We start from the raw sequence: 4,137 nt of genomic DNA, 5'->3' as shown, positions 1-4,137 counted from the left end.
GGCCGCAACCGCCAGAGCCGCCGCATGTGCGCACTGGTGGGCCTGCGGGTCACCGACCTGTTCCGCGTCCGCATCGGCCCGCTCCAGCTCGGCGACCTGCCGGAAGGCGCCTGGCGGCACCTGACGCCCGAAGAGCGCGATGCGCTGCTGGCCCTCCCGTCCAGGGACGGAGCGGGCTAAGAGGGCCGCCATGACCGACCGCCTTGTGATCCGCCGCCCCGACGACTGGCACGTCCACCTGCGCGACGGCGACATGCTGAGGGACGTGGTCGGCCACACGGCCCGCCAGTTCGCCCGCGCCATCGTCATGCCGAACCTGGTCCCGCCGGTGACGACGGTGGAGGCCGCCCGCGCCTACCGCGAGCGCATCCTGACAGCCCTGCCCTCCGGCGCGGACTTCACGCCGCTGATGACCGCCTACCTGACCGACGGCATCGACGCCGCCGAGGTCGAGCGCGGCTTCTCCGAAGGCGTCTGGACCGCCTGCAAGCTCTATCCGGCCCACGCCACGACCAACTCCAGCCACGGCGTCACGGACATCCGCAACATCCACGGCGTGCTGGCCGTCATGGAGCGGATCGGCATGCCGCTGCTGGTCCACGGCGAGGTCACCGACCGCGACATCGACATCTTCGATCGCGAGGCCGTCTTCATCGAACGCGTCCTGACCGGCGTCATCCGCGACTTCCCGGCTCTGAAGATCGTGTTCGAACACGCCACCACCGAGGACGCGGTCCGGTTCGTCGAAGCCGCCGGTCCGAACGTGGCCGCGACCATCACGCCCCAGCACCTGATCATCAACCGCAACGCCATGTTCGACGGGGGCTTGCGGCCGCACGCCTACTGCCTGCCCGTCGCCAAGCGCGAGCGGCACCGGCTGGCGCTGCGCAAGGCCGCGACCTCGGGCAGTCCGAAGTTCTTCCTGGGCACTGACTCCGCGCCGCACCCCACCCACGCCAAGGAGAGCGGCTGCGGCTGCGCCGGCATCTTCAACTCGCCGGTGGCGCTTGAGGCCTACGCCTCGGTCTTCGAGGCCGAGGGCGCGCTCGACCGGTTCGAGGCTTTCGCCTCCGAGAACGGCCCGCGCTTCTATGCCCTGCCGCTCAACGAAGACCGAGTCGTGCTGGAGCGCGCCGCCTGGACCGTCCCTGACGAACTCACCGCCGCGGGCGCGCCGATCACGCCGTTCTTCGCCGGCCAGCAGCTGGCCTGGCGCTTCGCCGGCGCCGCCTAGCGCTGTTGGCCCCGCGCCGGCGGTGCGAAGCTGATCCGGCCGACCTCGCGCACCGTCTCCGCCTCGCGCGCGCCCTCGACCAACTCGTAGCCCATCAGGGCGAAGATGCGATCGCCGATGAAGATCGGCCGGGCGTTGCCGTACCAGTCGGCGCACGAGGCGACGCAGGCGTCGTCCACCGCCGTGCCCGGCGAGGAATCGAGCCGTCCGTACGGCCCCAGCCGCCGCGCCTCGCGCCTCAGGAACAGCATGTCGGCGATCGAATAGAACAGGGTGCTGCGCCCGTCGGCCGAGCGCATCACCGGCAGGCCGACCACGCCGGACGAGCCGTCCGGGCTGTCAGGGTCAGGGCTGTAGAAGAAGGCGTGGCTGCGCTCCTCCGCCTCCTGGCTCGACTGCAGGACATAGCGGTCGCCGATCACCGCCGAGCCCGGATCGAGTTCGATGGTGGTGAACTGCACGTCCTCATCGCCGCCAACCGTCAGGGCGTCGCGGCCCATCACCTCTATACGGTCGACGACGTGCGGCATGGCGATCGACGTCACCCCGCCCTCCAGCGAGGCCGCGACCAGCGTTCCCGCGGCGACTCCGTCAAACCCATAGGTCCTCAGGCTGTAGAGCAGCCGGTCGCCGACCCAGCGGTTGCGGTCGATCGAGCCGCCATCCGCGCCCGGCAGCTCGCGGTAGAGCTCCGATCCGGCCCGGACCGAACCGTCGCCGAACAGGCCGAGCGGCAGGCGCAGCAGCGCTGCGTCTCCCCGGGTCACCTCCGGCCGCCACATCGCATCACCACCGCCGTCCGACGACACGAAGACGTCCAGCGTTTGGGCCGCGCGGTTCTCGCGGAACGAAAACTGGTCCACCGGCTGGCCGCGCACCTGCACCGCGGTCGGCGCGGTCTCCGCCAGCGGCAGGCGATAGACGAAGGACAGCCCCTCCTGCGCGCCCGGACCGCGGTACCAGTCCTGCCCGACCCATAGATAGAGGGCCTGGGTCGAGACGTAGAAGGTCCGCGAGTCCGAGCCCAGCACGCCGACGCCTTCGCAGGTCATCCGTTCGGCTGTCAGGTCACAGCGCGACAGGGTGTGCAGGGTGGTGATCTCGGCGGTCCGGTCGTCGCGCAGGCGCTGCGGCACGTAGATCTGCTCGGGCCGGGCGATGGGCCGGAACTTGGCGTCCGCCTCCCCCGTCCAGCGCCGCATGCCCGGCAGGACCTCCAGCGGATCGCGGTTCCAGTAGAGCTCGAGTGGCGCGTAGAAGATCAGCTCGTCGCCGACGAGGCGTGAGGCGTAATTCCTGGACGAATAATAGTCGTTCGACCGCAGGTGGTAGGCGTCCACGAACGACAGCCGCCCCTGGGGCGACAGGCGGAAGCGGTTGATCTCGGTTCCGCCGCGCGAATAGCTGTAGCCCACGACCACGACCCAGTCGCCCGAGACCAGCATCTCGTCGTACCAGTCACCCGCCGCGTCCGCCCCGGGCGGATAGGCGTTGATCGCATCGACCGGCCGCAGACCCCCATCCGCGATCGACACGGTGAACAGCCGCCCCCGCCTCAGGATGATCAGATAGTCGCCCGCCTGCTTGACGATCCCGCCCTCGTCGACCCCGGCCTCCTGAACGTTGGTGATCGACGGCGCGGCGGAGCCGGTGACAACCACGTCAGCCGACGCCTCGGCGACCGCCACGGCCGGCGTTTCGATCATCATCGCCGGCGGGGGCGGAGGACTGCCGGGCCCGGCCGGCGGAGGCGGCGGCGGAGGCGGAGGAGGAGGAGGTGGTGGTGGTGGCGGCGTTTCCGCAAGCGCCAGCCTGGGGCTTACGTCACGGGACTCCTCAGCGGCGCGCATGCCGCCATCTCCGGCGCGCTGCATCAGGAAACGCCGCAGTTGGACTTCAGACTCGAACGAACTCAGCGCGGGCCCGTCCTGGGCCAGCGCCACCGTGGATGGCGCCAGTACCGCCAGAGCCAGCAGGCATGCTGCTCCCGCCTGGATATTCCGGAAAGACATGCGCGATCCTCAGCTTGGCCAGGAGCGCATGTGACCCTGCTCGGGGCGAACCGGCAAGCCGTTCGCCCCGACGGTCAGGTTTCAGAAGTCAGCCAACCTTGGCCGCGGCGGCCCGGACCTGGTCCCGATCGTCCAGCGCCGTGACCCGGCCATCCTTGGCCAGCACCGCCGGTGCCTCGCTGAACTCACCCGGCTCGCAGCCGAACGCCTCGGCGGTCCGCTCGACGCCCTCGCCGAAAGCCAGCACGGGTAGGCCCGAGGCCTTAGCGCGATTGAGGAGGTCCTGGAGCTGTCGCTGCCCCTCGACGTCATAGGCTCCGCCGGGGACCACCAGGCCCTGCAACTTTCCGGAGCCCAGATCGTCGGGCGCCGCCGTCGGCAGGACCGAGATGCCGCCGATATTCAGGCTGGCCTCGCCGGTGGACATCGGCGCGAGCGCCAGGCCTTCGCCCTGCATGAGCGGCTCGATGTCGCCGAGCGGCCCGAAATTCATCGATCGGCGCAGCGCCAGGCCGAGGCGGGCGCGCGCCGGCGGGCGCGGGGTGCGGGGGTTGTAGCGGCCGCGCGGCGCGGCGTGGGAGCGGGTCTGGCGTTGAGCGTACAAAACGTCTCCTCAAAGGTTGCTGATGTCCGGCCACCCTCTCGGGCGACGACCCCACGCAAATGACGCTGCGGCCCGCCGGCGGGCGCGCGGCGTGCGACATGCGAGGTCTGTGGGATGCGTAACAGTATGGGCGCCGAGGCCGCCGGGATCAACCTTGGCCGCGGCTTGAGCCTCGGGAGCCAACGCCACGGTTGGGTGTTTGACCCCTGCTCCCCTTCACCTTGAGGCTTCATGCACGCAGTCGCCGCCGCCGCCCGGTCCATCCAGGGTCTGGCCGAGAACGTCAG

At 70.6% G+C, this 4,137-nt stretch carries 3 protein-coding genes and 1 pseudogene; 2 read left to right on the top strand and 2 right to left on the bottom strand.

All coding sequences use genetic code 11. From position 1 onward, the window contains the following. Together Q0M60_RS00130 and pyrC are read left to right on the top strand one after the other, a co-directional pair. Positions 1 to 180 (top strand): annotated as a pseudogene (locus Q0M60_RS00130) (rRNA pseudouridine synthase); the annotation flags it as partial. Positions 181 to 190: 10 nt separating this feature from the next. Then, positions 191 to 1,234, top strand: coding sequence for a dihydroorotase (pyrC, locus tag Q0M60_RS00125; RefSeq protein WP_296814354.1), 1,044 nt, complete (start codon positions 191 to 193; stop codon positions 1,232 to 1,234). Here the strand turns inward: pyrC and Q0M60_RS00120 are convergent. Beyond that, positions 1,231 to 2,940, bottom strand: a complete 1,710-nt coding sequence (locus Q0M60_RS00120; RefSeq protein WP_296814351.1) for a beta-propeller domain-containing protein — start codon at positions 2,938 to 2,940, stop codon at positions 1,231 to 1,233. The genes pyrC and Q0M60_RS00120 overlap by 4 nt on opposite strands. 394 nt (positions 2,941 to 3,334) lie before the next feature. After that, on the bottom strand, positions 3,335 to 3,850 hold the full coding sequence (locus Q0M60_RS00115; RefSeq protein ID WP_296814349.1) for a hypothetical protein: 516 nt from the start codon (positions 3,848 to 3,850) through the stop codon (positions 3,335 to 3,337). Positions 3,851 to 4,137 lie beyond the last annotated feature (287 nt).

Source organism: Brevundimonas sp. (assembly GCF_024711105.1).
Taxonomy (GTDB): Bacteria; Pseudomonadota; Alphaproteobacteria; order Caulobacterales; family Caulobacteraceae; genus Brevundimonas.
The sequence above is the reverse complement of the archived record's forward strand: the minus strand, read 5'-3'. Positions and strand labels throughout refer to the sequence as shown.

Bases quoted from the DNA above. Each gene is read 5' to 3' on its own strand.
- pyrC (WP_296814354.1), top strand. From the start codon at position 191: ATGACCGACCGCCTTGTGATCCGCCGCCCCGACGACTGGCACGTCCAC.
- Q0M60_RS00120 (WP_296814351.1), bottom strand. From the start codon at position 2,940: ATGATCGAAACGCCGGCCGTGGCGGTCGCCGAGGCGTCGGCTGACGTG.